The organism is Aestuariibacter sp. GS-14 (assembly GCF_006494365.1).
GTDB lineage: Bacteria > Pseudomonadota > Gammaproteobacteria > Enterobacterales > Alteromonadaceae > Alteromonas > Alteromonas mangrovi.
The window spans coordinates 13,864-37,075 of the sequence record NZ_VHIP01000003.1; the positions used below are offsets into that span (position 1 = coordinate 13,864).

Below are 23,212 nucleotides of genomic sequence, written 5' to 3' on the forward strand. Positions count from 1 at the left end.
AAACTGCTGCAAAGTAACGTGCTTGTATTGTTATGCCATTAATGGCAGAACGTCACAATCTTCACCCACGCGCTCGTTGATCACCACAATGTCTGCCTTCTTGAAGAAGTTAAACTCTGTTGCGGTTGCAGAGGTGTAAGCCCCCATCATTCGGCCAACGATTAACGCACCACATTCCAGCTCTGGCAGCATGATGTTATCTTCGATTACGTCGATGCTATCGCAAGTTGGGCCAGCCAGCACGCTGGGGCTGCGCTCGCCGAAAAAGTCCAGGCTATCGATAGGGTATTGTGCATGGTCAAAAATGCGACCACTGTACGAACCGTACACGCCGTCATCCATGTAATACCACCAGCGACCATCGCGCATGGATTTACCCATTACCGTTGCAACGGCAGTCATCGCCGGGGCCGCTATAAAACGTCCTGGCTCAGCAATCAGACGTGTACCGGCTGGTAACGTTGCCAACGCCGCACGAATAGGCGCGCAAAATGTATTTATTGGCTGAACGTCATCCACGTAGTCCACCGGGAAACCACCGCCAATATCTACGATTTCCAGTTTAGGTAAACCTTGTTCGCGAGCTTGTTGAACTATTGTTGCACAGGCCGTAATGGCTTCAACGTGCTTGGCAGGATCTAACGCCTGAGAGCCAACGTGAAAAGACAGTCCTACCACGCGAATACCGTATTCTGCTGCTTGTTTCAGCAATGGCAAAGCGGCTTCCTGAGAGCAACCAAATTTCTTCGATAAATCAACCTTCGCATCCGGGCTGCGGAAGCTCAGGCGTAATAATAATTTTGCCTTGCGTGCATAAGGGATAAACTTTTTCAGTTCGTCCGGATTGTCAAACACAAACGTGTTGCATCCGTACTCCATGGCGTAACGAATATCGCTGTCGCGTTTAATAGGGTGTGTATGAATAGTGCGCGATGGTTCAATGCCCGCTTCGGACACTAAATCAACTTCGCCATTGGTAGCCAGATCAAAAAAGGCGCCTTCTTCTCTCAGTGTGGCAACCACCGCTGCATTTGGCAGTGGTTTGATTGCGTAGTGGAGATCAACGCCCGGCAGCGCACGTTGCAAAGCCCGGTATTGTCTGCGCACGGCGTCACAGTCAAGAATTAATAGTGGTGAACCATGTAGTGCAACCATGCGACGAATGCGCTCGGCTTCCGCAAGGTTGTGTTTTTGTTCGGTTGCCACTTTTTTTGCAGGCACAATTTCTAGAAATTCTGGGGCCATTAGGGTCCTCTTATCGCTTCACGTTAACGCGTTATTATTCGACGAGCACTACATTTAACACTAATGCAGCAGGTCCATTCTGAATAGTTACTCGCCGGCGCTCGAGAGGGAGCCCTGACACTGATTGGCTATCAGTAAGTTGCGGGAATATTAGGTCAAATCGAAATCCATGCAAGTAAATTCTCCCCTGTGAAGATTCGGATTTTTTGTCTTCACCGCAAAAAATTTTTGCCAAGAAATTTTTGCTTTTGTTAACCGTAAGTTAACAAACTTAAACCGACTCAAGTACAGCTAAGGTTTCATCGGTTGTGTGTTACGGTTGCGGTTATATCGACACAAAGACAAGGAGCGAAACAAATGGACGAACATCTGTCTACTCTTCAGGCACTGGCGAGCGGTATTGATCCAGTGAGTGGCGAAGTGCTATCGCCACGTTCAGTTTACAATCATCCTCAGGTCATCTGAACGCTGCCGGACAATTTAAAAATAATCAGTCGATTGGTGATATCGCAAAGGCGATGGAAAGAAGGCATTCGGCCATTCGCTCTGAGTTGACTCGCCAGGGGCTGATAGCGCTGCGATAAGCGCAACAGGCAATGCATAAATTCAGTTGCCGAATGTGGTGAATGGGAACAAGATGAACTCTTCATCTGTATTTACTGGAATAGCCGTATGGCCCGTGTTGCAAAAAACAGTGTGTGTTTGTGGTTTAACAACGATGCCGAGGAAGCGGCGCAGTTTTATGCGCGAACGTTCCCGGATTCCTATGTGTCGGCGGTACATCGTGCGCCTGGTGATTATCCTTCAGGTAAAGAGGGTGATGTGCTGACAGTTGAATTTACTGTAATGGGTATTCCCTGTATTGGTTTGAATGGCGGACCGGTTTTTACTCACGACGAAGCATTTTCTTTCCAGGTAACCACCGAGGATCAGGATGAAACCGACCGCTACTGGCAGGCCATTGTAACGAATGGCGGGCAGGAAAGTGCCTGCGGTTGGTGCAAGGATAAGTGGGGCGTGTCGTGGCAAATTACGCCGCTCGCGTTAATTAATGCAATAAACAGTGAAGATCGCGCCGCTGCCAAACGCGCCTTTGATGCAATGATGACCATGCAAAAGCTGGACATTGCATTAATTGAAGCAGCGTTTAATCAAGATGAACGGTAGTTTTCTCCCGGTAGGGTGCGGATAGTTCACACCCTACTGGTAAAATCGGTTTCATCAGGCCAGCAACGCGGTGCCTGGCTGAATTAAGTTAGTATTGTGCTCACGCCAAACACTAAACCAAATGCCAGTACGCCTGCCAGTACCGGGAGTCCCAGTGTTTTGGTTTTACGCCACACCAGTACGGTAACCAGCGAACCCGCCAACGTTGCGCTCCAACCCGCCATTGAATTAACTTTGGGGATCAGTGATACCCCAAGCATCGCGGCTATCATCAGGGGGCCTAACACGCCAATCCAGTTAGGGAGCTGTGCCTGGGTATTGTTCGCTTTGTGTTTGTTAAAGTGGCGCTGTGTCCAGAGCAGGGGCACGGCACGCATGGCAAATGTGCCTAGCGCGGCCACCACAATGGCGATCCAGATATCAGTTTGCATGAGTTTGCTCCGGTTTGTTGTGTGGCCTGCTAAGCAAATAAAAGGTGAAGCCACCGGCCATTGCTGCTAGTGGAATGGCTGCGTTTTTTAATAAAGTGAGCGCCAGAACCATGGCTGAAATAATGGTGACGCTCAGCGTGTAAAACCATAGCCGGTTAGAAAATCGCGGTGCCAGCAGTACCAAAAATAGAGCGGGTAACGCAAAGGGCATTACCGCATCTAATAAAGGCCAGTGTTGTGTGAGGGTATCGCCAGCAATAGCTCCCAAGGTGGTACCCAACACCCAGCTTGCCCAGGCTACCAGTGAGGCGGCCGTGTACCAGCCGAGTTTGTCGTGATGATTTAATTGCGCAAGCCGGGTATGCGCCAAGGCAAAAATCTGATCGGTGAGCCCGTGCATCAGCCATGGCCAGGCCCGACTTTGTGTTAAATCAGGCACCAGATTGGGGGCGTAAACCACGTGGCGCACATTTACCAGTAATGTCATGCTCACTGCCAGCCAAAGTGGTGCACCGGAGGCTACCATAGCAACCAGCAAAAACTGCGACGCACCTGCGTAAATAAGTAGCGATATCAGGGTTGCTTCCAGCGCGGTAAATCCGGCTTGCGAAGCAATCAGTCCAAATGAGATTGCCACTGGAATATAGCCCCCCAATAAGGGCAGGGCGTCAAGCACACCGCGTTGCCAGCCTGGCCGTGAAGCTGTGTTTGATGACGTTGTCATTTTAGTTATTCCCGGCGTATACAATGGTAATAAGACAGGTAGCCCAGTGTTTACCTGTTTTATACAGGTGAGGGTTGTCGGCATTGAACGTAATGCTTTGGCCTGGTAGCAATACAGAAGGCGTATCAATTAATCCCGCCGTTAATCGGCCACTGATGAGTGATATGGTTTCCTGGGTACCCGCCGCGTGTGATTCAGCCTGACGCAGCGTGTTCGGTGCAATGGACATCCAGTATGCATCGACATTGGGAACGTCTTTGCCCTGATCGATCAGTTTTACTTCTACGCCTTTTTCTCCCACGCTGCCACTCAAAGGCTGTACAAGCGCACCAAACGGCACGTTTAATTGCATGGCCAGTCGCCAGATGGTGTCGAGTGTTGGATTGCCATTCCCCTGTTCCAATCGCGACAGGTTTGATTTGGCAATACCGGCGCCCGCGGCTAATTGCGACAGCGACATGCCTTTTGCCTGTCGCATGGCCTGCAGGTGTCGGCCCAAGGTATTCAGGGTTGATTGGTCCATAACGTATCTAAGCTGTTCTATATATCGAACGTTCTATATAAGGAACGATGAAAAGTCAATCTATAACTGTTCAATCAAATTGCAAAAGCGCTAAAAAATAGTAATTTTGGTTGATTCGTTTTAGCATGAGGGAGTCAAGTAGGAGCGCAATATGAAGATTTGGGTGGATGCCGATGCATGCCCGGTGGTGATAAAAGAAATGCTGTTCAGAGCAGCCAATCGCACACAAACAGAGGTGTGTCTGGTGGCGAATCAATATGTGAAAACTCCACCGTCTAAATACGTTAGTAGTATTCAGGTAGAAAAAGGGTTTGATGTTGCCGATAACGAGATTGTGCAGCGCTGCGAGAAAGGCGATCTGGTGATCACCAGTGACATCCCGCTGGCAGATGAAGTGATCACCAAAGGCGCGCTGGCATTGAATGCGCGTGGCGAGATGTACACCAAAGAAAATATTAAATCCCGTCTTAACATGCGTGATTTTATGGATACGCTGCGCAGTAGTGGTGTGCAGACTAAAGGCCCGCCGCCTTTAGGACCAAGTGAAAAACAGGCGTTTGGAAATGCGCTGGATCGCTGGTTGATGGAAAAACAGCGCAATACTGCACAATAAAATATAAGGAAATTTATGCCAATTAAGAAATGGTTAAAGCAGTATGCGGTTGCATTGCCGCTGTTGTTTGCCTTGTTTACGTTCACTCAGTACGTGAAAGGTCACAGTTTGGATGATGCCATGACTTTTGCTATTACCTGGGCGTGTATCACGCTGGCCATTTTTGCTGTAACCCGAGCGTATAATTTTAAGCGCAACGTTTACTGTCAGTTGTGTAACGACTTACCTGAAAAATCAGCGGATGAGAAGTAGCACAGCGTTTGAACTGGTTAAGCCGCATGCCCGGTTTGAAACGAGTTACCGCGAATATATATACGAACTGGGGGATGAAGAGCGATATCCTTTTCCGATGGATTTTGTACACGATGACTTTGCGGCTTTGCTCACCCGGCTGCAACAATTTGAGCAGGGAAGGGATTTACCTGACGGATTTATTGCCAGTACAACTTATTGGTTGGTGCAAGGCCACGAACTTATCGGTGTGTCGAATCTTCGACATGCGCTTACTGCTGCACTGCGCCACGCTGGCGGCCACATTGGGCTTGGGATCAGACCCTCATATCGGGGCCAGGGACTGGGCAAATTCCTACTCGGTAAAACGCTGATTGCAGCCTGGCAAAAAGGGATTGCTGATGTGCATGTGCATTGTTACAAAGGTAATGGCCCGTCGGTGGGTATGATCATTGCCAATGGCGGAGTGCTTCACAGTGAACTACAAGACGGTAATCAAACCGTGCTGCGATACATTATTCCCGGGTAATAATTTGAACCAAAAAAGCCGCGCTCACGCGCGGCAAGGGTTGGTATTTCCTTTGAAGAGAATGATTACTGAGGCATGCCCGATTTGTCATCATCTTCAGGGGCTTCGTCGCCAGGCGCTCCCCGGTCGGAGCGATTGCCGTGCTTACCTTTTTTGTGCTCATGATGGCGGCCGTCTTTTCCGTCTCGGCCATTTCTGCGATCATCGCCGTGGTGACGCATCATTTTTTCCAGCATTGCGGTTTTCTGTTCTTCAGTGAAAACGGCCCAGAATTCATCTTTTAAAGCTTTTTGTTTTTCGCGCAGCACCGCCAGTTTTTCTTTCTGTGCGTCAGTTAACTCCATATCGCCCAGGGCGCGTTGAAGTTGTGGTGGCATCAGCGGTGGTTCTTTGCCTTCTTTGGCGTTATTTGCCAGGGCAACACCACTTACGCCTGCACCAATTATCATTACGGCAAAGGTTGCCAGGCCAAGTTGTTTTAGTGAACGTTTCATATTGTTCTCCTGTTAATGGGTGTTCCCTCTTAATGAGGACAGTTACAAGATTAACGGATTGAATGCCAAGGAACGTTAAGAAATGCAAATGTGGTGTGAACCTATGAAAAGTCAGGCATTATTGGCCTGTGTTAATCAATAAAGCAGTGCCATGACCATATTATTAATCGAAGACGACAAAGGACTGGCGGAGTTATTAAGTGAATTTTTAACCCTGTCTGGTTACGAAGTAGAGCACCGTGCTGACGGAAAATCGGGCCTGGAAGCGGCGCTTTCACTGAGTCATATCGAGCTGGTTCTGTTGGATGTTATGTTGCCCAAACTCAATGGTCTGGACGTGCTTAAGGCATTGCGACAGCAAAGTGAGTTGCCGGTTCTTATGCTAACGGCTCGAGGTGATGATTTAGATAAAGTGCTCGGGTTAGAACTGGGTGCAGACGACTATTTGGCAAAGCCGTTTAACGACCGGGAATTGCTGGCACGTATTCGGGCGATAACCCGCCGTACCCGTGACAAATCTTCAGACAGTACCGCTGCCTCAAATCAGCTGGTACTGGGCGATCTCAGACTGGATCTGGGCAAAATGGAAGCGCAGTGTGGCGGCGTGGTTCTTGAACTTACCGGCAGCGAATATGCATTGTTGAAGCAATTTTGTCAGTCACCGGGCGAACTCATAAGTAAGGCAAGTCTTAGCGAAAAGTGCCTGGGCCGTCGTTTGCAGGCCTTTGATCGCAGTATTGATACCCACGTGAGTAATCTGCGCAAGAAGTTGCAATTGGCGGCTTCCAATTGTGAGATTAAGAGCCAGCGCGGTAGGGGCTACGGAGTGTTTGAGGGATGATCAATCCTATTCGCAGTTTTAATGTGAAAGTATTAGGCTGGTTTTGGCTCACCTTGCTGGTGTGTTTATTGTCGATAGCGGTGCCAGCATTTGTACTTCAGCAACTGGATGATGACGATCATTTGAATACCAAGGAGCGTAAGTATATTGAATCGGTGGCTGACAGAATAGATAAGCAAATGGCCCGTCATCAGGATATCAGCAGGATAAACTGGCGGAGGTTGAACATGCAGGAACGCAGTTTTGCCTACCAGATGATGATTGTGGATAGCAATCTTAAACTGGTGATGAGCACCGAGCCGGTTCGTGAACACCTGTTGGAACAATTCAGCAGTAAGCGCTTTTGGTATTTCATGCAAAGCGAGCATCCCCGGACGATTAATATTGAATGGACCCGATTAATGGGTCCCGTTACGCTAAGCAGCAATCCAGACTGGAAGCTGGTGCTATGGCGGCCTGAGCGACCAAGACCACTCGATGTGTTTCGTACGTTTCCCGTCTGGGGTATCTTGACGGTGTTTCTTGTGGTAACCAGCATAATGAGCTGGTTATTGGTGCGCTCAATTGCAAGGCCATTAACGCGATTAGGCAAGGCTTTTACCGCAGTTGGCAACGGCCAGTTAAGCCATAAAATCGACATTGAATCGTCTGATAGCACCGATCGCCAGTATGCCGCGAACACCCAATTTGCACGCTTGTTCGGCCAGTTTAACGACATGACGGCGCGTATTGCCGCACTCATACAGAATCAAAAGCGCCAGAGTGCGGATATTTCCCATGAACTGCGTACGCCGCTTACCCGTTTGCAAATGACACTGGCGCTGCTGCGCAAAAAGAGCAACGATGAGGGAATTGCCCCGCTGCTTGAACGCGCAGAAAAAGAAAGTGAATTACTGAACCTGCATATTCAGCGGCTCTCTGATTTAACCACCATGGAAGCCCGGGCGATTCAGCAGGGGCCGCAGCGTTTTACGCTGGAAACATTGCTTACCGATTTGTGTGAAGATGCTGCTTTTGAAGCCAAAGGGGCGGGTGTGGAGTGGCGTCATGCATTACTGGATGTTCAGGTTGATGTTTATGAAGAACCCATGCTTACGGCCATCGAAAACGTAGTGCGAAATGCCTTTAAGTATGCCAGTTCGAGTGTGTCATTAACCTGCGAGTTAACGGCTGGTCAGTCGAATGAGCGTGACGGGCGATCGGTTGTTATTCGCATTGCCGATGACGGACCGGGGGTTCAACCAGAAGAACTGGCGTGTCTTACCAAAGCTTTCTACCGCACCGATAGCGCCAGACACAGCGAAACGGGCGGATTAGGATTGGGACTGGCGATCGCCGCAGAAGCGGTAAGGCTAAACGGTGGAAGCATCGCTTTTTCCTTAAACGAGCCCACCGGTTTAATTGTGAGTTTAACGTTTCCTTTAGCCTGATCGGGTACTGATGTCGCGTTGCAAATGGCAATCAGTATCCGTACCGATTCGCAAATTGCGTTTTGTCTTGTTCCGTTGCGGTTTCGTTGCATTCACCCAGCACATGCAGGCGATTGTTTGTCTCGTAGTTATCTATTTCGATATAACCTTCCCGGCAATAGCCATTATTTTCCAGTGTGAGGGCAAGTTTATCGTATAGCATGTCCATTGGATTGGCGGGCATGGGGGCAGATGATCGGCTGGCTTGTTCATTCCCTTTGCCCATTGCTCCCGGCGGCGGGCCTTCACCTCGTCCACGGCCCTTGCCGTCGTTTGGTCGTGCAGGTATGGCATCAACACTAAAGCTGAACAGTTTGGTACCATCGTCTTTGATGTTGGTAACAAATTGATCGGGTTCAGATTGATGAGGCGGTGGATGCCCTATGCAGCCACTTAGCAGCATCATGGCGGGGGCAATACTCAGTAGCGGTAACACATTCATTTTCATAGTAGATCCTGGGTTAATACCAATACGCTAGCTTGGAGCCTGGCTGCCGGGACGAAGTTGCGTATAGCAAGGTAATTAATGCGTAAAGAAAAAGCCGCAGATGCGGCTTTTGTTGAAAACCTGATGCTACTTATTTTCTATGTAGAACTTGTCGTGGAACGTGTAGGCGAGCCCGGGAAAATAAATGATCAGAATGGTCATTGTCATGCCGTTGAGCATACCTTCCGGAAACAATAATAGCGGTATGAGGATCAGGTAGTTGTCTTTTACTACACTCCAGCTGTATACGTCATCCAACACATAGTAGCCGCTCATGAGTGCTATTTTTAATGCAATTGCCAGGGCACCGGGCATAAATGCACACATAAAGATATAAACAAATAAATTGCGCGGCAGTTTATGAAAAGTGAGCATGAAAATGGTGTAGGCAAACGCGATCGGCGCGGCAATCCCCAATAAACCGTTCACGCCCAGCATACTCCAGCTCTCTTTGCCCCACAGGGTTACCCCGAGTAATGACAACGTGGCGGCAATAATGGATGACCGAAAGCCAAGTATTAACGCCAGTGCTACCAGCCACATAAAATGCACGCTGGGGCTTGGGCCACCGGGAACACTGGCGCGAAACACCCACAGGAAAAAAACGGCCGCAGCACAACCAAACAACATGTGCTGCTTTTGTTTATTGGCTAACAGATGCTGCCAGTCTGTATTTCTGGCTATTACGCCCAGTAACACCAAAAAGGCACACAATGCCACGCCTTGCAGTGCTGTCATTTTTTAGCCCTTGTATGTCGCCCAGATTGGCGCGTGATCAGAGGGTTTTTCAATGCCACGAATTTCATAATCAATGCCGGATTCTTGCAATTGATTATGCATACTCTGTGTTGCCAGAATCAGATCGATACGCAGTCCACGGTTGTCGTCAAATCCCTTAGAGCGATAATCAAACCAGCTGAACTGTTCGTTGCAATCGGGGTGTTGCGAACGAAAACTGTCGTGCAATCCCCAGTCGAATAACGTATTCAACCATTCACGTTCCTCGGGCAGGAAGCTGCACTTGCCCGTGCGTAACCAGCGCTTGCGGTTTTCTTCACCAATGCCAATATCATGGTCGGTATGTGAGATATTCATGTCGCCCATGATGATCACATTGTCATCAGGGGTATGATGCGCGGTTAAGTAACCCATTAAATCACTGTAAAACTGTTGCTTGGCCGGAAATTTCGTTTCGTGTGTGCGGCTTTCGCCCTGAGGGAAGTAGCCATTCAGAATAGTTACCGGCTCGCCGGCTTCATTTTCAACTGTGATCATGATCATGCGGCGCTGTGCATCTTCGTTATCGGTGGGAAAGCCGTACTGCACGTTTTTGGGCGTTTGCTTAACCATAAAGGCGACGCCGTAATGGCTTTTCTGGCCGTGATAAAACACCTGGTATCCCATGGCTTCAATGTCTTTCACAGGAAACTGCGGGTTATCGACTTTTATTTCCTGTAAACCAATTACATCGGGCTGATGTTTTTCAATGAGCGCGCTAAGTTGATGAAGACGTGCGCGAATACCGTTGATATTAAACGAAATGACTTTCATAAGAATGCTAACTGCTGTGAATCAATATGGGCGAATACTACCAGAAAGCCAGGCCAGGTATAACCGCATTTATGCCTCATTTAAGCGGTTCGTCTTGTTATTGCTGAAATTGCGCGCCTTGGTATGAGAATTCGGATCGATTGATGAAATCGCTGCACTTTTTCACGCAGGGGTGTGTGATATACTGCGCGCCTTGTTAAAGGTTAGGACTTATTGTGACAGAACAAATACCCAGCGAGCTGCCCGCTCGCGAACGCGCAGAATATTTAGTAGATACTATTCAGGAAACAGGCCTGGTATGGGGCCTTATGGGTAACGAAGGCTGGGTGATGGTTGAACTGGGTACGCAAACCGGTTTGCCACTGTGGCCTGATGAAGCCAGTGTCTCGAGTTGGCAGCGCAAAGACTTACCTGAAAGCAAACCGCAGTCAATTGCATTGGCCGATTTTAAGGAATTGTGGCTTCCCGGCTTAAAAAAGAACAATGTGGCCCTGGTGTTATTTCCTAGCGGTACCTTGCGCGAAGGCATTGTAACTGGTCCTGACGAACTGCGTGAACAACTCGATGACGAGTAACGCACTGCCATTGGCGGAGCAATTGATTTTGGCCAAAGGCTGGGACAATATGCTGCGCCAACTCATGCTGGCAGGAAAGCACCTTCGCGTGCTGCCTGATGTAACGCGAACCGATTCCACCGAGGTGAAAGGCTGCCAGAGCAGGGTATGGCTAACCCTCGAAAAATCACCTGTGGATGGATGTGTTATGCTGGCCTGGTCTGACAGCAAGATCATTCGCGGTGTACTGGCCATCATTCAGGAAAAGGTAAATTCACTGGACGCTGAAGCGTTGGCAAAGTTTGACTTTCCGGCGTATTTTTCTGCCATCGGCTTAGACCGGTATTTAAGCCAGTCGCGGGCAAATGGTATTAAGGATGTCGTGGCACGCATTCAGGGTTAAACAACGTTTACACCCTGTTTTTAGCCTCTATCCACTGCGACATAAACTGTGTACTGCGCAGGCTGTGATGCCATACCAGCCCTTGCTGATATAGTGGAGCCCGGTATCCCTGAATATCATTCATTGCCTGAGCAATCTTATCGAACAACTGCCTATTACCGTTGATAACCGACTGTTGGTAGTGTTCAAATAGTGCGCTGCAGCGATCACTGGCTTGTTGCCACATAGATTGATCAGTGTACAAATTCACTGCTGCCTGAATAAAATCGTGGTTATCAGAGGCTACAACGCCGCACCAGTCTTCCTCAGCGGCTATCCCTTCTGCCCCCACTGATGTGGTTACGGAGGGGGTGTTATGCCGCAATGCAGTCAGCAGTTTGCCTTTGACCCCAGCCCCAAAGCGCAGCGGCGCCAAACACACTCTGGCTTGCGCCATAACGGTATTTACGTCCTCTACCCAACCTTTTACCAAAAAGCCTTTCGCCGGATTATGTAACTCGGTGGCTTTCTTGGGCGGGTACGCGCCGTAGATATGTAATTCCGCGTAGGGAAGTTGTTTGCGGATGGTTGGCCAGATATGCTGATGAAGCTGTAATACGCTGTCCCAGTTCGGGGCATGCCTGAAATTGCCCACCGTCATAAAGTGTTGTCGTTGTGTAAAGCTACATTGTTGCTGGCAGGCAGGCGTGTCTGCTGGAGGCTGCAATGGCAATAAAACCAGCTGTCGGGCGGGTACCTGATAGGTATTGATAAGCAAATCGTATTCATGTGCCGAAATAATCAAACTAATATCACTGCGTAGGATCGCTGCGATTTCGCGGTGCGCAAAGGCGTTATTGAGTTCGGCGCAGTTGGCGTGCCCGGCGCGCTTTACGGCTTCGTGTCTGGCGTAACGCAAGCTGTGTAAATCTTCGGTGTTGAGTATGTGTAAGGTGTTTGGGCAGTGTTTGCGGATCCGCCAGGAAAACTGCTCTTCAGTCATAAAGCGGTCGAACACCACTATATCGGGCTGCAATTCACAAATCACGTTATCGAATGACGCATCATTGATAGCAATTTGCATGCTGGTAACGGGCAGGTTGTTGAAACCATCAGCATGTATGCTGTCGGTTGCCGCAGTTGCAAAGGTCAGGGCAAAGCCATGTTGATGAAAAGCACGCAACAAGCCTGACATATTCTGCCCAGCCGCTGAAGACTTAGATTCGGGCCACACTGCGCCAATTATCAGAACTTTTCTTGCCATACTGCGTTTTAACCTGCCTGCTTTGTCGGGCGGCAAGTTTACCATGCTCTAACCTTCAATCAATCATCTGGGCGCGACGGCGTACCTGTGGCATAGTGCGAATGTTGTTGAACAAAAAGGCGCGGTAATATGAGCGTTTGCACGCATTGGATATACGGCAGTGGCTTAATTGGCAGCTATTTGGGGGCGGTGCTGGGGCAAACCTATTCTGTTGAGTTTGTTGGCAGACCGGTTTGGCATCAACGGCTGGTAAACGGCGTGGCGCTGGCCGACTACACAGGCGAATCCGCTGCGTTTAACGCGGCTGAAGCGCAGTTTCACACTGAACTTCCGGGGCAACTGGAACATGCCACCATTTGGTTAACCGTCAAGTGCACAGCAATTGATGAAACGTTGCTGGCGTTGCAAAACAAAATTGGGAATGGCTGTACGCTGATCTGTTGCCAAAATGGTATTGGTAGTGTAGAAAAAGTGAAAGCGGCCTTTCCTGAATGCACCGTTCTGCAAGGGGTAGTGGGCTTTAACGTAGTGTGGGATGAAACACACAATGTATTGCGCCGCACCACCGAGGGCGTGCTCGCCATAGAAACAGGCTTGTCGGACGCCCTGCGGCCTGGCTGGCTTACCAGCCCGAACACTTCACTCTTACCTGTACACTGGCCGTTGGATATGCAGGCTTATTGTTGGGCCAAACTCCAACTGAATCTGGCTAATGCGGTAAACGCGCTGGCAAATATCCCTATTAAGCAAATGCTGCTAGACAAGCATTATCGGCAGATCATCGCCACATTGATGGATGAATTGTTATCAGTCTCAGGTGCTATGGGGATGGACCTTCCGCAATTAACCAAAGTACCTGCGAAATGGATCCCACGGCTATTGCGATTACCCAATTGGCTTTTCACCCGAATTGCAGCAAAAATGCTCGATATTGACGATGACGCACGTTCATCGATGTGGTGGGATCTTCAGGCTGGAAAAGTAACAGAAATTCAGTATTTGAATGGGGCAGTGGTAGCTACTGCTAAGCAATTTGGCTTGTCTTGCGCGGCTAATAAAAATCTCACTCGATTGGTAGAGGAATTGAGTGTTGATGGCACTTACGCTCAAGATATTCGCCAATCTTCCGCCGCCTTACTAAAAAGCAAGATTCTAGCGTGATTTTTAAGCGTGAAAATTGGCAGAGCTTGAGAATTTAAGCTATATCCATAGAATGGCGGTTGATTATGTCACGCCCTGTTTAGCTTTGCGGATTCGAATTAGGATTTTGTATGAAAAGTGTCAGTGAATTAGCCAGTGAAGCAAGTGGTCTGTTTGTTTTACCCGAAGCTGTGACACGCTTAAAAGCCTGTATGGATGATAGCGCCGCGAGTATCGACGATGTGGGTGAAGTAATTGCGTTTGACCCGGGGTTAACCGCACAACTGTTAAAAGTAGCCAATAGTGCGCTGTACAAGTTTCCCAATAAAATTGAAACAATAAGCAAAGCACTTCAAATTATTGGTACGCGCGGTGCGTATGATTTAGCGTTGGCTTATGGTATTTCCCATGCATTCAAAGATGTAGAAGCCAAAATAATCGATCTCGATCGATTTTGGGAACAAAGTGTCAGTTGCGGATTGCTAGCTAAGTACCTTGCAGAAAGAAAGCGTCATCGCGAGTCTGAACGTTTGTTTGTAGCGGGTTTACTGCACAACATTGGCGAGCTGGTGATTGTGTCTATGTATCCTAGCGAGGCGCAGCGCTGCACCGCGTATAATGCCCGAGTAAAACCCGCGGAGTTACAAGCGGCGATTTGTGGTTTTACCTATGCAGATTTGTCGGCAGCGCTGATCAAAGAGTGGGGTATACCGGAAAGTGTATACAAACCTTTGCAGTTGATTCACAACACCACTGAACCTGCTGATGGGCTGGACGAACAGCTTCTTCAACTTGCCTACGTATTGGCATTGGATAATGTGAATACCGAACTTTACCCTAGCTATAACAATTTAAAACCCCATCTTCACGAAGTACTTGGGTTTAAACATGAAGATCTGGAAGATGCCCTGGACATTACGAATTTGCAGTGTTTGAGCGTAATTAGTTTGTTTAACCCGGGTGCGTTTATGTTGTACTGAGGGCGAATTGCGGAAAATGTTACCTTAACATTTATTCGTTCTCCCTCGCGTTAACGTTTCTTATGAGGGCGTGTTGATCTTTGCTGTATGATTTTGCACCAGTCTGTGCGACGTTTATACAATGAAGCGCAAGTGAAGTGTAGTCATCTACATGAACTTGGGCTGAAGCATTAGAAATGTTGCACAGGCGCTGCCCGAAGGGTTCGCTCTAGGTGTCCACCGCTCTTTGTTGCATGCTCTTGATGCAGAACCACTGCACCTGCGAACATGCGCCGCGATCGCTGAACACCTAGAACGAACAAAATTAATACAGCAAAGATCAACACGCCCTAATAATGCGCCAGGCTGGTTGATCGAATAGCCTGCATCAGTCGTAACTTATTTCACCCTCTGTGGCCTTAACAATACATTTACGTTTGTAATTGCCAGTAAAATATTTGTTAAAAAAATTTACTTACCAGATTTTATGTAATATTCTTTTGTAAGCGCTTACATGTTTTCATTCTGTACGTGTAAGCGCTTACAGTATTGTTGCGGTTTTAACCGTTTCTGTATTTACATAAAATTCCGTTTCTATCGGGGCTGAATAATGAAAAACACAACCACGCAACTCTCCCGCCTGTTTGTTGCTGTTACTGCGGCGACTATGATGGGATGCGGCGGAAGCGCCAAAACTGAATCAGATTTTACTGTTGTTGATCCCGCCGTACCGGTGACTGATTGGCAGTTGATCTGGAGTGATGAATTCGATGGCAGCGCTATCGACACGAATAAATGGACTCACGAAGTCAACTGCGCTGGCGGTGGTAACAATGAAAAACAATGTTACACCGATGACCCTGCAAACTCTTTCCTGGCCGATGGCATGTTGCACATTGTTGCCTTACCAGCCGAAGAAGGTGCTGAAAAACCTTATACTTCTGCAAGATTAAATACCCGTTATAAGGGTGATTTCAAATACGGCCGTTTTGAAATGCGCGCTAAATTGCCTTCAGGGCAGGGCAGCTGGCCGGCATTCTGGATGTTACCCACCGATTACGTTTACGGCGGCTGGCCACGTTCTGGCGAAATCGACATCATGGAAGCGGTTAACCTGAAAGTGGCCGACGCAGATGGGAATGTAGAAGCCTATGTTCACGGTACGCTGCATTATGGTCAGGAATGGCCGAATAATAAAAAGTCAGGTAAAGCTTACTTATTAGCCGATGGTGCAAACCCTGCCGACGATTTCCACACCTATGCGATTGAATGGCAGGAAGGCGAAATCCGCTGGTACATGGATGGCTATTTGTATGCTACCCAGCGTAAGTCCACTGTGCGTTATGATTCTAAAGATCAGGCCGTTGGCCTGAGTCATCGCGGTTGGTTTACTGAATATTACGATCAGGTAACCGGTGAGCTTAAAACTTACTGGAACAACGCGCCATTTGATCAGGAATTCCACCTGTTGCTCAACCTGGCTGTGGGCGGCGACTGGCCGGAAAACGTTAACAACCTGGGCATTGATGCTGAGGCATTTGCCAATGGTCAGGAGTACGTAATTGATTACGTGCGCGTATATGAGTGTGCTTCCGACCCAGACACGGGCCGCGGTTGTGAGACCATTCGTCCTGGTTATGAAAGCCTGGAAGATGCATTGGTAGAAGGCGCTGCGCCTATTCCAACACCGCCTTCTTCGGGCGTGGTGCAAAACCTGACAATTTTTGATGATGCAGCCAATCCAAACTGGCCTGCATGGGATTGCTGTGGTGGTTCAACGCCTATGGTGATTGACGATCCGGATATGGGTGCGGTAACCGAGTTTTACGTAGGCGCGCAACCTACAGTAAACGGCTTTATCAGCCGGGGTGAGTTTATTACCGACGAAAACGGTCAGGCATCGCCATTTGATGGCTCAGGCATGCTGGAAAGCGGTGTTATCTCTTTTGATATGAAAATCGTCTCTGCTCCTGGTAACCCAGATTCAGTGTGGATGTTCAAAGTTGAAAGTAACAATGCATCCAGTGCAGTTGAAATTGAGCTTGCCGCAAACCGCGATGGTGTAGTGCCTACAACCGGTGAATGGCAAACGTATGTATTTACTTTACAGTCGCTGGCTGACGCGGGTTTAGATGTATCCGCAATTGACGTGCTGATGATTTTCCCTGCCTGGGGTACCGGTGAAGGCGCTGTGTATCAAATGGACAATGTGAAAATTACTGCGCCAAGCCCTGAAGTGGTGTTCTTTGATGACGGTGAAAACCCGAACTGGGTAATGTGGGACTGCTGTGGTGGCTCAATGCCTACCGAAGAGCTGGATGACGATGCGCATGGCCTGGTTGCACAGTTTAGCATTGGTGCGTCACCAACGGTGATGGGCTTTATTACCCGCAGTGCAAACGGTGGTGGTGATACGCCATTTGATGCCAGCAGCATTCTTGATACTGGTGTGTTTGAGTTTGAAATGAAAGTGGTGGATGCACCATCGAACCCGGATGCGTCCTGGCTAATCAAACTGGAATCAGACAACGCTGCATCAGCCGTTGAATTACCCATTACTGCCAGTCAGCAGGGTGTTGCACCGACTACCGGTGAGTGGCAAACCTACACATTCAAGCTGGCTGATTTGTCAGCGGCTGGCCTGGATGTAAGCGCTATCGATGTAATCATGATTTTCCCTGCGTGGGGAACTGGTGAGGGTGCGGTATACCGTGTAGACAATGCGAAGATTTACGATCCTTCCGCTGAGTCTGCCAATGGTATCTCGCTGTTTGCTGACGTAGCCGCAGAAGGCTGGTCTATCTGGGATTGTTGTGGTGGTTCTACTCCTACAGTAGAAACCGATGACGATAACAGCAAAGGTGCAGTCGCCCAGTTTATCATTGGCGAAGCGCCAACCGTGATGGGTATTCTGGCCGATGATGGTGTGTACTACGATGCTGCGAATCTGTTGGCAACCGGGGTTGTGCGATTTGATATGAAAGTGGTATCTGCGCCGTCAAATCCTGATGCAGTGTGGAAATTCAAAATCGAATCGGGCGATGCTGCCACCGCAGTAGAACTTGATTTAACTGACAGTGTAGAGGGTGCTGCGCCAGTAACCGGCCAATGGCAAACCTACACCTTTACCTTACAAACCTTATTCAATGCCGGCCTTGATATCAGTGCGATTGACGTTGTGATGGTATTCCCGGCGTGGGGTACTGGCAACGGCGCGGTGTACCGACTGGATAACGTTGAGATTGTGGCTGAGTAAGCCTCTGACGCCATGTGCCTGCGGGCACCTGACAAGGTAAAGTATTTTTCGTGAGTATCGCAATTATGAATTACACAACATTTAACAAAAGTCGTCTGGCGGTATCCATAGCGTTACTGATGGGCGCTGCCGGCCAGCCAGTACTGGCACAAGAAGCCGGTGAAACGGCAGAACCGGAAGTTGAAGTGATTGAAGTGCAAGGGATCCGAGGCAGCTTATTACGCGCGATGGACCTCAAACGCAGCACTCCAGGGGTAATGGACGCCATTTCAGCCGAAGAAATGGGTAAATTTCCGGATTCTAACCTGGCGGAATCACTGATGCGTATTCCTGGGGTTACGGTAAGTCGTAACAACGGTGAAGGTAGTCAAATTACAGTGCGTGGTTTTGGTCCGGAGTTTAACTTGATCACGCTAAACGGCCGACAAATGCCAGGCACGGGTTTTACCCGTTCTTACAGCCTGGAAAACCTGTCTGCCGAAGGGGTGAAAACCCTGGAAGTATTCAAAACCTCTACGGTGGCAAATCCCAGTGGTGGTTTAGGTGCAACAGTGAATATTGTAACCACCAAGCCGCTTTCGCAGCCGGGTCAACGCTTTTCATTAATGGCTAAAGCGCGTCATGATGAATCGGTTGAACAGGGCGATAAAGTGACCCCGGAAATTGCTGGTGTGTACAGCAACACCTTTAATGACGACAAATTTGGTGTAGCGTTCAGTTTTAACCACTATCAGCGCGACTTCCAGCGTCAGCAAGCCAACATTCAAGGCTGGCAGGCGAATGTGGATTTACCTGATTTGGATGACACTAAAGCTATCGACCCACGCGCCATTGATGAAAACGGCGATCGCATCGGCAATCATTTCTTCCCGAAAGACATGAACTACGGCATTGACGACGTTGAAAACGAGCGTACTAATGCGCAACTGACACTGCAATATGCTCCAACCGACGATGTGAAAGTGACGCTGGATTACACGGCAACTAACGCTGTAGTGGGTGTTGAAAGCATTGGCTGGGGGATTTGGAACGAATTCGGCGGTAATATTAATGCCTACGAACTCGACGAAAACGGCACCGCTATTTATGCCGATATTGGTGGTAATGACGGTTCATTTACCGCGAGTCGCGGTACTACCGAAGTAGACGCACGCTCGATTGGTTTGAACGTTGAGTGGCAGGTGTACGAAGATCTTAAACTGAATATCGATTACCACGATTCTAACAACGAAATCGACAATGGTGCCGATAAAGGCATGGGCAGCAATGGTCAGATAATTTTGGGTTCAGATCAGTTGATCTCTAAAATTTATGATTATCGCACCGGTGAAATTCCGCACGCTTACATTAACTGGCGCAACGGCACCAATGAGTTAATGCCCAGTGAAATCGACTCAAACTTCAGTCAGTTTATTCACTCGCCAGGTGAATCAACCATTGAACAGTTACAAGTTGATGGTGAGTGGTTCAACTCTAAATTTGATATTCCCATGGCGGTTGTGAAGTTTGGTTTAGCACGCACCGAGCAAACCATGGGCGGCCATAGTGCGTGGAGTGGATTGCGCGGTGGCCCGGGCTTTAACCCGAGCTTTACCGAAATCTTCCCCGACAGTATGTTTGTTCGCCACGATACATCCGGATTGCTGGATGCCTTTGCTGGTGGTGGCAGTGCGTTAATGCCAAACTACTACTATACCTACGACTTCGACGAGGCCGTTGCCCGTCAGATGGCGTATTTAACAGAAGAAGTGATGGGCAGTGATGTGTACGTGCCGGATGCCTATTTCGACGGAATCGACAGTGAAAGCTATGTTGAAGAGGTAACTAACAGCTTCTACATCCAAACGGAATGGGATTTCGAGGTTAAGGATTACCCGGTAGAACTGATAGCGGGTTTGCGTTATGAAGAGACCGACGTTACCAGTACCGTGCGCCAGCGTGTTGAAAAACAGGTTAACTGGGTAAGCGCCTCTGAGTGGATCATGCAGTATGAGGAAGGCGGCACAGACAACTTCCTGACACAGTTCGGTAAACACGATGTACTGTTGCCAGCCATTGATCTTCGCGTTGAGTTAACCGACGAATTGATGGCACGTTTCTCGTGGGGCAAGAGCATGGCGCGTGCACCACTGGGCAACCTGGCAGGTGGTCGTGCGTTAAGTGGCAGCCCAAAACCTGGCTCGCGTACCGGTGGTCAGGGCAACCCGAACCTGTTGCCGTTTGAATCGACTAACCTGGATATCGCGCTGGACTATTACTACGATGAAGGCAGTTACGCGTCTATTGTGTACTTTAAGAAAGACGTAGATAACTTTATTCAGACGACCATTACAGAAACCACCATTGATGGCTTGTTCGATATTTACAATGGCCCGCGTTATCAGCAGGCAATTGCCGATATTGAAGCCCGTGGTGAGCAGGCTACCAGTACGGCTATTTTCGAGCAGATGCTGGCAAATGGTCATGGCAATGCAGATGGTCAGATTGAGCCAAACTCCAGCGATCCGCTGATCGTGTGGAACATCAGCCAGCCTACTAACACCGATTCCAAGTCGGTAGATGGATTCGAAGTGGCGGTTCAGCACTTGTTTGGTGAGTCTGGTTTTGGTGTGGGCGTGAATGCCACGTTTGTGCAAGGCGACGTTGAGTTTGACGTTGAAAGCCTGACACAGCAAGCGCCACTTACCGGTTTAGGTGATTCTGCTAACTTCCAGGGCTTCTACGAGAAAGATGGTCTGTCGGTTAAAGTCACCTACGCCTGGCGTGACGACTACCTGTTAGGGGTAGGGCAGTCACAAGGGTCTTCAGATGCGCCACCACAGTTCTTTAAAGACTTTGGGATCTGGGACATGAGTGTAAATTACGACATTAACGAATCGCTGACTATGTTCCTGGACGTGTTGAACATTACCAACGAAACAGAACAGGGTTACGGTCGTTATCAGGAGCAATTCTTGTTTGCTCGTCAGTACGGAACACGTTATGCACTCGGTGTGCGTTATACTTTCAACTAACGAATAGTGGTTGAGGTACGTGTAGAGCCCGGTTAGGTAAGTAACCGGGCTTTTTTTATGGTGCTAGAACACTAATCGAATACGGCGATAGTTTGTCTGCTCAGGGCAACTACACGCTGCTTGTCGTCCCAAATGGTTGCTTCGGTGTGAGCATAGCCATCTACCGCTAATTTCGTATCAACCTGATAACCAAACCACGGATTCTCACCTGTGACTTCCAGTGGCTGCACAAACTCAATATCCCAGCTTACGGTGCTCACGGGTGCAGGCAATTTAAGCTGCTGAATAATCGCTGGTGGCCAGCAGTCGATCATAGTAACCAGGTGTGTAGGAGTGAACGTTGCTGGCGCTTGTTTGAAGCGCATCCAGCCATGGTAATGACTGTGCTTACTCCAGCTAAATGGGATCTGCCCTTGTTCTATCGCCAGTTCAAAGTGGCGGAAAAAGTTGGGTGTTACTTTAGGAATTTGCGGAATAAACTTGGCTTTTTTCGGCAGCGCCATGTTGTGCTCTGGCAGTTTATCAACGTGAATTTTAGATTTACGGCCTACGCCAAAACAAGCCTGTACACACACGCATACCCGATTATTTTGTACCAATTTACCTAAATACTGTGACATGTTTCTGCCGGTTCGCAGTTCTTCTACTACCAGTTCAAACGGCGTGTCAAAACTCACTGGGCCAACAAAGTTAACATGGTAGGCGCGAATGCTGCGGTCGCTACTCACAACCTGAGCTAGAGCGTGATAAATCAAACCGGCAGTAATGCCCCCAAATGCCGTGCGACCCTGACCCCAGTTACCAGGCAATCCTGGATGTGTGCTTTGCCACAGGATTTCTGACTGTGCGGCGGTGTTTGTGGTTAACGCTAATAGTTCATCGATATGCATACTGACTTCAAATACCTGAATTTGTGGCTGCAAAACAGGCTTAAGCCAGAATGCTGCCGGTAATGCTTACTCTTGTTAGTGTGGTATTATCGGGGAGCTTTGTACAGAACACGACTCATTCCTGTTTATATACCGTTATAATTGGTTATTTACCCCATGTCTCACACTCAAATTGTCAGTGCGCGCAAATCCTATTATGTACTATTCCTACTTACGCTGGTTTACGCGTTTAACTTTGTGGATCGGCAAATCATTGGCATTTTGTCGCCGCTGATAAAAGCCGATATGGCATTAACCGATGCACAATTGGGATATTTGAAGGGGATTTACTTTGCCATGCTTTACACGCTGACGGGTATCCCTATTGCCTGGCTGGCCGACCGCGCGAACCGGGTAAATATCATTGCAGTGTCTCTGGCGATGTGGAGTGGTTTTACGGCGTTATCGGGACTGGCAACACAATATTGGCAGTTGGCATTGTGCCGTCTCGGTGTAGGGATTGGTGAAGCCGGTGGCACACCGCCCGCGCATAGCATCATCGCCGACTTATTTCCGGCTGCACGTCGGGCAACAGCGTTAGCTTTATATTCATTAGGGATCCCATTGGGGATCATGCTGGCCTATCTGGCATCGGCCTTCATGTTAAGCGGTGGCGAGGCCAACTGGCGTGCGGTGATGATTGCAGTGGGTCTGCCCGGTGTGCTACTGGCGTTGGTGCTTAAGTTTACGGTGAAAGAGCCGGTAAGGCAGGTATCAACTGCTAAGCCACTCTCGTTTATGGCTGGCATTCGTTCTTTTATTTCTATTCCTGCCTGGTGGGGAATGGTGATGGGGATCACGCTTTCGTCATTTGCTAACTACGCTATTACTGGCTGGCAAATAGATTATTTTGTTCGCCGCTTTAGCCAGCTAGATTTGGTGGAATTGCTGGTTATTTTTGGTGTAGTAAACGGCACCTTGTATGCACTGGGTGTGTGGGCAGGCGGCGTCATTGCCGATAAATGGGGGCAGCGTTACAAGGGGGCTTATGCAATGCTACCCGCAATGGCCCTGTGTATTGGTGTGCCCGCTTTTTTCATCGCCATTCACACTGATCAACTGGTTGTCGCCATTGTTGGATTTACGTTGTTGTTAGTTACCTCTGGCACCTATTTTGGCCCATGCTTCGCCATGGTTCAGTCACTTGCTCCTGCGCAGTGCCGGGCAATGTCTACTGCGGTGTGCTTTTTCGTACTCAATCTGATCGCGCTGGGTGGTGGGCCTACTTTTGTGGGACTGGTGAGTGATGCCTACACCGAAACGTTAGGGGAGTTGGCTGCACTGTTGGTTGCGTTTAAATGGCTGGGTGTACCCTTTGTTTTTTCGATTTTATCGTTTGTGTGGGCGGCACAAAGGTTAGAAAATGATCTTATCGCGGTGAGCCGGGCTAACTAAAACAAAAACGGGCA

General features: G+C 48.8%; 23 protein-coding genes. 13 read left to right on the plus strand and 10 right to left on the minus strand.

Annotation, left to right across the window (positions count from 1 at the left end):
* Nucleotides 1–30: 30 nt before the first annotated feature.
* Entirely contained in the window at nucleotides 31–1,245 is a 1,215-nt protein-coding gene (locus tag FJ444_RS05930; RefSeq protein ID WP_140957021.1) for a type III PLP-dependent enzyme, read from the minus strand.
* 672 nt (nucleotides 1,246–1,917) lie between these two features.
* On the opposite strand from FJ444_RS05930, the gene FJ444_RS05935 reads away from it, so the two are divergent.
* Nucleotides 1,918–2,412 (plus strand): VOC family protein, encoded by a 495-nt coding sequence (locus tag FJ444_RS05935; RefSeq protein WP_140957022.1) that lies wholly within the window; start codon nucleotides 1,918–1,920, stop codon nucleotides 2,410–2,412.
* A gap of 83 nt (nucleotides 2,413–2,495) precedes the next feature.
* Here FJ444_RS05935 and FJ444_RS05940 read toward each other — a convergent pair whose 3' ends face one another.
* The 3 genes from FJ444_RS05940 to FJ444_RS05950 are packed head-to-tail and all read right to left on the minus strand — an operon-like array spanning nucleotide 2,496 to nucleotide 4,090.
* Nucleotides 2,496–2,843, minus strand: a complete 348-nt coding sequence (locus FJ444_RS05940) for an AzlD domain-containing protein (RefSeq protein ID WP_140957023.1) — start codon at nucleotides 2,841–2,843, stop codon at nucleotides 2,496–2,498.
* Nucleotides 2,833–3,567 (minus strand): AzlC family ABC transporter permease, encoded by a 735-nt coding sequence (locus FJ444_RS05945; RefSeq protein ID WP_140957024.1) that lies wholly within the window; start codon nucleotides 3,565–3,567, stop codon nucleotides 2,833–2,835. The genes FJ444_RS05940 and FJ444_RS05945 overlap by 11 nt, the downstream gene beginning before the upstream one ends.
* A 1-nt stretch (nucleotide 3,568) precedes the next feature.
* Nucleotides 3,569–4,090 (minus strand): helix-turn-helix transcriptional regulator, encoded by a 522-nt coding sequence (locus FJ444_RS05950; protein ID WP_140957025.1) that lies wholly within the window; start codon nucleotides 4,088–4,090, stop codon nucleotides 3,569–3,571.
* A 151-nt stretch (nucleotides 4,091–4,241) separates the two neighbouring features.
* Between FJ444_RS05950 and FJ444_RS05955 the strand changes: the two genes are divergently transcribed.
* Genes FJ444_RS05955 through FJ444_RS05965 form a run of 3 tightly spaced genes read left to right on the plus strand, consistent with a single transcriptional unit; the run spans nucleotide 4,242 to nucleotide 5,463 of the window.
* Entirely contained in the window at nucleotides 4,242–4,703 is a 462-nt protein-coding gene (locus FJ444_RS05955; RefSeq protein ID WP_140957026.1) for a YaiI/YqxD family protein, read from the plus strand.
* A 15-nt stretch (nucleotides 4,704–4,718) separates the two neighbouring features.
* Nucleotides 4,719–4,955: a hypothetical protein gene (locus tag FJ444_RS05960; RefSeq protein WP_140957027.1), complete on the plus strand. Its 237-nt coding sequence runs from the start codon at nucleotides 4,719–4,721 to the stop codon at nucleotides 4,953–4,955.
* Complete coding sequence (locus FJ444_RS05965; protein WP_140957028.1) at nucleotides 4,945–5,463, plus strand: GNAT family N-acetyltransferase; 519 nt, start codon at nucleotides 4,945–4,947, stop codon at nucleotides 5,461–5,463. Before FJ444_RS05960 ends, FJ444_RS05965 begins: the two co-directional genes overlap by 11 nt.
* A gap of 65 nt (nucleotides 5,464–5,528) precedes the next feature.
* On the opposite strand, the gene FJ444_RS05970 is transcribed toward FJ444_RS05965, so the two are convergent.
* Complete coding sequence (locus tag FJ444_RS05970; protein ID WP_140957029.1) at nucleotides 5,529–5,957, minus strand: hypothetical protein; 429 nt, start codon at nucleotides 5,955–5,957, stop codon at nucleotides 5,529–5,531.
* A gap of 151 nt (nucleotides 5,958–6,108) precedes the next feature.
* Here FJ444_RS05970 and FJ444_RS05975 point away from each other — a divergent pair, with 151 nt between their 5' ends.
* Nucleotides 6,109–6,798 (plus strand): response regulator transcription factor, encoded by a 690-nt coding sequence (locus tag FJ444_RS05975; RefSeq protein WP_140957030.1) that lies wholly within the window; start codon nucleotides 6,109–6,111, stop codon nucleotides 6,796–6,798.
* Nucleotides 6,795–8,228, plus strand: coding sequence for an ATP-binding protein (locus tag FJ444_RS05980; protein ID WP_140957031.1), 1,434 nt, complete (start codon nucleotides 6,795–6,797; stop codon nucleotides 8,226–8,228). Before FJ444_RS05975 ends, FJ444_RS05980 begins: the two co-directional genes overlap by 4 nt.
* Nucleotides 8,229–8,259: 31 nt before the next feature.
* Here FJ444_RS05980 and FJ444_RS05985 read toward each other — a convergent pair whose 3' ends face one another.
* The 3 genes from FJ444_RS05985 to xthA all read right to left on the minus strand — a co-directional run bounded on the left by FJ444_RS05985 (nucleotide 8,260) and on the right by xthA (nucleotide 10,305).
* Nucleotides 8,260–8,715 carry a hypothetical protein gene (locus FJ444_RS05985; protein ID WP_140957032.1) on the minus strand — a complete coding sequence of 152 codons (456 nt, stop codon included), beginning with the start codon at nucleotides 8,713–8,715 and terminating at the stop codon, nucleotides 8,260–8,262.
* 126 nt (nucleotides 8,716–8,841) lie between these two features.
* Nucleotides 8,842–9,492 (minus strand): energy-coupling factor ABC transporter permease, encoded by a 651-nt coding sequence (locus tag FJ444_RS05990; protein ID WP_140957033.1) that lies wholly within the window; start codon nucleotides 9,490–9,492, stop codon nucleotides 8,842–8,844.
* Nucleotides 9,493–9,495: 3 nt separating this feature from the next.
* Nucleotides 9,496–10,305, minus strand: coding sequence for an exodeoxyribonuclease III (gene xthA / locus FJ444_RS05995; protein WP_140957034.1), 810 nt, complete (start codon nucleotides 10,303–10,305; stop codon nucleotides 9,496–9,498).
* 215 nt (nucleotides 10,306–10,520) lie between these two features.
* On the opposite strand from xthA, the gene FJ444_RS06000 reads away from it, so the two are divergent.
* Both FJ444_RS06000 and FJ444_RS06005 read left to right on the plus strand, forming a co-directional pair.
* Complete coding sequence (locus FJ444_RS06000; RefSeq protein WP_181405084.1) at nucleotides 10,521–10,880, plus strand: DUF2750 domain-containing protein; 360 nt, start codon at nucleotides 10,521–10,523, stop codon at nucleotides 10,878–10,880.
* Nucleotides 10,870–11,262 (plus strand): SufE family protein, encoded by a 393-nt coding sequence (locus FJ444_RS06005; protein ID WP_140957036.1) that lies wholly within the window; start codon nucleotides 10,870–10,872, stop codon nucleotides 11,260–11,262. The genes FJ444_RS06000 and FJ444_RS06005 overlap by 11 nt, the downstream gene beginning before the upstream one ends.
* Before the next feature lie 7 nt (nucleotides 11,263–11,269).
* Here the strand turns inward: FJ444_RS06005 and FJ444_RS06010 are convergent, their stop codons facing one another.
* Nucleotides 11,270–12,550 carry a glycosyltransferase family 4 protein gene (locus tag FJ444_RS06010; RefSeq protein ID WP_255439055.1) on the minus strand — a complete coding sequence of 427 codons (1,281 nt, stop codon included), beginning with the start codon at nucleotides 12,548–12,550 and terminating at the stop codon, nucleotides 11,270–11,272.
* An 84-nt stretch (nucleotides 12,551–12,634) separates the two neighbouring features.
* Here FJ444_RS06010 and FJ444_RS06015 point away from each other — a divergent pair, with 84 nt between their 5' ends.
* The 4 genes from FJ444_RS06015 to FJ444_RS06030 all read left to right on the plus strand — a co-directional run bounded on the left by FJ444_RS06015 (nucleotide 12,635) and on the right by FJ444_RS06030 (nucleotide 20,874).
* On the plus strand, nucleotides 12,635–13,666 hold the full coding sequence (locus FJ444_RS06015) for a 2-dehydropantoate 2-reductase (RefSeq protein WP_140957037.1): 1,032 nt from the start codon (nucleotides 12,635–12,637) through the stop codon (nucleotides 13,664–13,666).
* Nucleotides 13,667–13,776: 110 nt separating this feature from the next.
* A complete protein-coding gene (locus tag FJ444_RS06020) occupies nucleotides 13,777–14,625 on the plus strand; it encodes an HDOD domain-containing protein (RefSeq protein WP_140957038.1) in 849 nt (282 codons plus the stop codon).
* A gap of 589 nt (nucleotides 14,626–15,214) precedes the next feature.
* Nucleotides 15,215–17,860, plus strand: a complete 2,646-nt coding sequence (locus FJ444_RS06025; protein WP_140957039.1) for a glycoside hydrolase family 16 protein — start codon at nucleotides 15,215–15,217, stop codon at nucleotides 17,858–17,860.
* Between the two features lie 65 nt (nucleotides 17,861–17,925).
* Entirely contained in the window at nucleotides 17,926–20,874 is a 2,949-nt protein-coding gene (locus FJ444_RS06030) for a TonB-dependent receptor (RefSeq protein WP_140957040.1), read from the plus strand.
* Between the two features lie 71 nt (nucleotides 20,875–20,945).
* Here FJ444_RS06030 and FJ444_RS06035 read toward each other — a convergent pair whose 3' ends face one another.
* Nucleotides 20,946–21,797, minus strand: a complete 852-nt coding sequence (locus FJ444_RS06035; RefSeq protein WP_255439056.1) for an acyl-CoA thioesterase II — start codon at nucleotides 21,795–21,797, stop codon at nucleotides 20,946–20,948.
* A gap of 123 nt (nucleotides 21,798–21,920) precedes the next feature.
* Here FJ444_RS06035 and FJ444_RS06040 point away from each other — a divergent pair, with 123 nt between their 5' ends.
* Nucleotides 21,921–23,198, plus strand: a complete 1,278-nt coding sequence (locus tag FJ444_RS06040) for an MFS transporter (RefSeq protein ID WP_140957041.1) — start codon at nucleotides 21,921–21,923, stop codon at nucleotides 23,196–23,198.
* Nucleotides 23,199–23,212: the final 14 nt, after the last annotated feature.

Excerpts from the sequence above, each read along its gene's own strand:
- FJ444_RS05945 (WP_140957024.1), bottom strand. The coding sequence starts at position 3,567 with ATGACAACGTCATCAAACACAGCTTCACGGCCAGGCTGGCAACGCGGT.
- FJ444_RS05935 (WP_140957022.1), top strand. The coding sequence starts at position 1,918 with ATGGCCCGTGTTGCAAAAAACAGTGTGTGTTTGTGGTTTAACAACGAT.
- FJ444_RS05990 (WP_140957033.1), bottom strand. The coding sequence starts at position 9,492 with ATGACAGCACTGCAAGGCGTGGCATTGTGTGCCTTTTTGGTGTTACTG.
- FJ444_RS05950 (WP_140957025.1), bottom strand. The coding sequence starts at position 4,090 with ATGGACCAATCAACCCTGAATACCTTGGGCCGACACCTGCAGGCCATG.
- FJ444_RS06020 (WP_140957038.1), top strand. The coding sequence starts at position 13,777 with ATGAAAAGTGTCAGTGAATTAGCCAGTGAAGCAAGTGGTCTGTTTGTT.
- xthA (WP_140957034.1), bottom strand. The coding sequence starts at position 10,305 with ATGAAAGTCATTTCGTTTAATATCAACGGTATTCGCGCACGTCTTCAT.
- FJ444_RS05940 (WP_140957023.1), bottom strand. The coding sequence starts at position 2,843 with ATGCAAACTGATATCTGGATCGCCATTGTGGTGGCCGCGCTAGGCACA.
- FJ444_RS05980 (WP_140957031.1), top strand. The coding sequence starts at position 6,795 with ATGATCAATCCTATTCGCAGTTTTAATGTGAAAGTATTAGGCTGGTTT.
- FJ444_RS06005 (WP_140957036.1), top strand. The coding sequence starts at position 10,870 with ATGACGAGTAACGCACTGCCATTGGCGGAGCAATTGATTTTGGCCAAA.
- FJ444_RS05985 (WP_140957032.1), bottom strand. The coding sequence starts at position 8,715 with ATGAAAATGAATGTGTTACCGCTACTGAGTATTGCCCCCGCCATGATG.
- FJ444_RS05975 (WP_140957030.1), top strand. The coding sequence starts at position 6,109 with ATGACCATATTATTAATCGAAGACGACAAAGGACTGGCGGAGTTATTA.
- FJ444_RS05960 (WP_140957027.1), top strand. The coding sequence starts at position 4,719 with ATGCCAATTAAGAAATGGTTAAAGCAGTATGCGGTTGCATTGCCGCTG.
- FJ444_RS06015 (WP_140957037.1), top strand. The coding sequence starts at position 12,635 with ATGAGCGTTTGCACGCATTGGATATACGGCAGTGGCTTAATTGGCAGC.
- FJ444_RS05930 (WP_140957021.1), bottom strand. The coding sequence starts at position 1,245 with ATGGCCCCAGAATTTCTAGAAATTGTGCCTGCAAAAAAAGTGGCAACC.
- FJ444_RS06010 (WP_255439055.1), bottom strand. The coding sequence starts at position 12,550 with ATGGTAAACTTGCCGCCCGACAAAGCAGGCAGGTTAAAACGCAGTATG.
- FJ444_RS05965 (WP_140957028.1), top strand. The coding sequence starts at position 4,945 with ATGAGAAGTAGCACAGCGTTTGAACTGGTTAAGCCGCATGCCCGGTTT.
- FJ444_RS06025 (WP_140957039.1), top strand. The coding sequence starts at position 15,215 with ATGAAAAACACAACCACGCAACTCTCCCGCCTGTTTGTTGCTGTTACT.
- FJ444_RS05955 (WP_140957026.1), top strand. The coding sequence starts at position 4,242 with ATGAAGATTTGGGTGGATGCCGATGCATGCCCGGTGGTGATAAAAGAA.
- FJ444_RS05970 (WP_140957029.1), bottom strand. The coding sequence starts at position 5,957 with ATGAAACGTTCACTAAAACAACTTGGCCTGGCAACCTTTGCCGTAATG.
- FJ444_RS06030 (WP_140957040.1), top strand. The coding sequence starts at position 17,926 with ATGAATTACACAACATTTAACAAAAGTCGTCTGGCGGTATCCATAGCG.
- FJ444_RS06040 (WP_140957041.1), top strand. The coding sequence starts at position 21,921 with ATGTCTCACACTCAAATTGTCAGTGCGCGCAAATCCTATTATGTACTA.